Origin of the sequence: Limnohabitans sp. (assembly GCF_044361985.1) — a bacterium.
Lineage (GTDB): Bacteria > Pseudomonadota > Gammaproteobacteria > Burkholderiales > Burkholderiaceae_C > Limnohabitans_A.
In genome coordinates this window covers 1-3,477 of sequence record NZ_JBIKHV010000161.1, presented here as the reverse complement: position 1 = coordinate 3,477, position 3,477 = coordinate 1, and the positions used below count along the sequence as shown (strand labels likewise).

Annotated in this window: 2 protein-coding genes; both read right to left on the bottom strand. The window is 63.1% G+C overall.

What is annotated here, in order from left to right:
* Nucleotides 1–932: guanine deaminase (locus ACIQ3A_RS14435; protein ID WP_396432421.1), on the bottom strand; the 932-nt coding region annotated here is incomplete at its 3' end.
* Nucleotides 933–1,041: 109 nt separating this feature from the next.
* Nucleotides 1,042–3,366: a xanthine dehydrogenase molybdopterin binding subunit gene (gene xdhB / locus ACIQ3A_RS14430; RefSeq protein WP_396432420.1), complete on the bottom strand. Its 2,325-nt coding sequence runs from the start codon at nucleotides 3,364–3,366 to the stop codon at nucleotides 1,042–1,044.
* Nucleotides 3,367–3,477 lie beyond the last annotated feature (111 nt).

The window sequence follows — 3,477 nt, the reverse complement described above, 5'->3', positions numbered from 1 at the left end:
TTAAAAAAGCCGCTGCCCAGAAACAAGTTGCTGGTGGGGCTGACGGCAGCGGTCGCGCCCACTTCGGCCATGCGGCGGCGGTCGGTTTCGTCCAGATAAATGCAGTGCGCGTACACCGCCCGTTGTCGCAGCAGGCCAGCCCGGTCGTACACGTCCAGATAACTGCGTGCTTCGGGAAAGAGTTCGTGCACCCAACGAATTTCGTCGAGATTTTCGGCCACATGCGACTGGATCCACACATCGGGAAATTGTTGTGCGATCTCGCCTGCGCCGTGCAGTTGCGCTGTGCTGCTGGTGGGTGCAAAGCGCGGTGTGATGGCGTAGCCCAGCCGGTCCACACCGTGCCAGCGAGCAATCAGGGCTTCGGTCTGGCGCAGGCTGAGCGCTGTGTCGGCGTCGCGCAGACCATCGGGGCTGTGGCGGTCTTGCAGCACTTTGCCGGTGATCATGCGCAGGTGGCGTTTTTGCGCCTCGGCCATGAACACATCGACCGATTCGGGGTGCGCGGTGGCAAAGCACAGTGCGGTGGTCACGCCATGGCGCATCAGCTCGTCCAGAAAAAAGCTCGTTACCTCATGCGCATAGGCAGAATTTGAAAACTGCTTTTCGTGGGGAAAGGTGTAGTGCTCAAGCCAGGGCAGCAAGCCATCGGCGGGCGAGCCGATCACGTCGGTTTGCGGGTAATGGATGTGCAGGTCGACAAAGCCTGGCGCGATGCACAGACCGGGCCAGTGGGTGATGGGCAGATCAGGGTACAGCGGGGCCAGATCACGGTAGGCCCCGATGGCCAAAACGCGCACGATGCCGTCTGTGCTTTGCCCAGTGACCAGCAGGCCGTCGGTTTCGTGTTGGGCCAAGGGGTTTTGGGGATCAGGAAACCACAGCAGACCAGCGCGCCAGCCTTTTAAATGGGAATGAGGAATGGAGGTCATCGGGCGTGAAGGCAGCAATCAAGGGCTCTGTGGATCGAATTCAATCGGGGACAGGCCCTGATTAAACAAGCCTATTTAATCGGGATCTGACCCCCATAAAAGGGTGGGGCTAATGCGCTGATGGTGCAAGGATAGCGCCCAAAACGCGTTCGGGGGTGGCGGGTGTGTCCAGGTGAATGGGCGTGTGGCCTGGGCGTGTGGCGCCGATGGCGTCGCGCAGCGCTTCGACCACGCTGATGGCCAGCATGAAGGGTGGCTCGCCTACGGCCTTGCTGCCGCCCACGTTGTCTTCGGGGTTGGCTTCGTGCCACAGCGCAATGTTCAGTTGCGCGGGCATGTCGGCGGCGGTCGGAATCTTGTAGGTGCTTGCGCCCTTGGTGAGGAGCTCGCCTTGGGCGTTCCAGACCAGCTCTTCTGTGGTGAGCCAGCCCAGCCCTTGGGCAAAGCCGCCTTCGATCTGGCCGATGTCGATCTCGGGGTGCAGCGAGTGTCCGACGTCGTGCAGGATGTCGGTGCGCAGCAAGCGGTATTCCCCCGTGAGCGTGTCGATGGCCACTTCGCTGCAGGCACCGCCGTAGGCGAAGTAATAAAAAGGCCGACCGGTCAGGGTCGTGCGGTCGTAGTGGATTTTGGGCGTGGCATAAAAACCGTCGCTCCACAGTTGCACGCGTTGGCCATAGGCGTACTGCACGGCTTCGGTGAAGCTGCGCTGGCGCAGCGGCGTGATGACTTGGGCGTGTTCAAAACGCACGGTCTCAGCGCTACAGCCATCGGCCTTCGCGAGGCATTCCGCGATGTTTTGGCGCACTTGCAAAGCGGCGTTTTCAGCAGCGCGGCCATTCAGGTCAGTCCCGCTGGAGGCTGCTGTGGCGCTGGCGTTTGCCACCTGGTCGGTGTCGCTGGCGCTGGCATGCACTTGGGTGGCGGGCAAGCCCAACACCCGGGCCACCAAGCCACACACCTTGGTGTGCAAGCCTTGGCCCATTTCGGTGCCGCCGTGGTTCACACGCACGCTGCCATCGGTGTAGACCGAGACCACCGCCCCAGCCTGGTTGAACTGCGTGGCGGTGAAGCTGATGCCGAACTTGACCGGTGTAAGCGCCAGCCCCTTTTTGATGACCGTGTGGGTGGCGTTCCACGCTGCGACGGACTGGCGTCGCGCACGGTAGTTGCAGCTTTCGGCCAGCTGGGTGATGAGTGGGTGCAGGATGTTGTCTTCGACTTTCATGCCGTAGGGTGTGGTGTCGCGTTTATTTTCACCATCCGCCACCCCATACAGGTTGGCCAGGCGCACATCCAGCGCGTCCAGCCCCAGGTGGCGGGCGATGTCGCCCATGATGGTCTCGATCAACAGCACGCCCTGTGGGCCGCCAAATCCGCGAAAGGCGGTGTGGCTTTGGGTGTGGGTTTTGCAGCGGTGCGAGGTGATGGTCAGATCGCTCAAGAAATAAGCGTTGTCGGTGTGAAAGATCGCCCGGTCGGCGACGGGGCCACTGAGGTCGGCGCTGTGGCCGCAATGGGCGAGCTGCACCGAGTCCAGCCCCAGAACGCGGCCCTCGGCGTCAAATCCCACCCGCCAGTCGTGGCTAAAGGGGTGACGCTTGCCGGTGATCAGGATGTCGTCGCCCCGGTCCAGCCGCATCTTGACGGGCCGCCCAAATTTGTGCGCGGCCAGCGCGGCCCACACCGCCAAGTGCCCGGCCTGCGTCTCTTTGCCGCCAAAGCCGCCCCCCATGCGGCGGCACACCACGCGCACCTGCGACATCGGGATGTGCAGCGCATGCGCCACCCAGTGCTGCACCTCGCCAGGGTGTTGCGTGCCGCTGTGGATCAACCAATGGCCGTTCTCCTGCGGAATCGCGTAGGCGATCTGGCTTTCCAAATAAAAATGCTCTTGCCCGCCGATCTCCAGCGTGCCGAGCAAGCGGTGCGGGGCTTGGGCCAGGGCCTGTTCGACGTGACCGCGCTGCACTGTGACTTTGGGCAACACAAAGCTGCCAGCTTGCAGGGCTGCGCGGGCGTGCAACAGGGGCGGCTGTGTTTTGGTTTGCAGGCGCATCTGACGGGCGGCTTGCCGCGCCTGTTGGTGGCTGTGGCCCAGCACCAAGCCCATGACCTGGCCCACGTGCATGAGTTGCGGCCCGGCAAAGATGGGCTCGTCGTGCACAAAAGTGGCCAGCAGCGGGTCGCCGGGGATGTCTGGCGCGGTGACCACGCCGACGACGCCGGGTGCGGCCAGGGTAGCGCTGAGGTCCAAGACCATCAGCTGGGCGTTGGCCACTGGGCTCATCAGCGGAGCGGCATGCAGCGTGCCTTCGATCAGCGGCAAATCGTCAATGTAGCTGGCCTGGCCTTGCACCTGCGCGCTGGCGCTTTCGTGAAAACGCGGGCGGCTGCTGTCGGCCGTATTCTTTGTTCTTTGAGGCATGTTCATGTGAGGTCCTCCAGCCGAACATCGCTGTGGCCCGTGCTTTCCAGCCAAGCGCGGTGCAGCAGTTGGGCCAGGACTTGGCGGCGGTAGTCGGCGCTGGCGCGCAAATCGCTT

Bases quoted from the DNA above. Each gene is read 5' to 3' on its own strand.
- xdhB (WP_396432420.1), bottom strand. From the start codon at position 3,366: ATGAACATGCCTCAAAGAACAAAGAATACGGCCGACAGCAGCCGCCCG.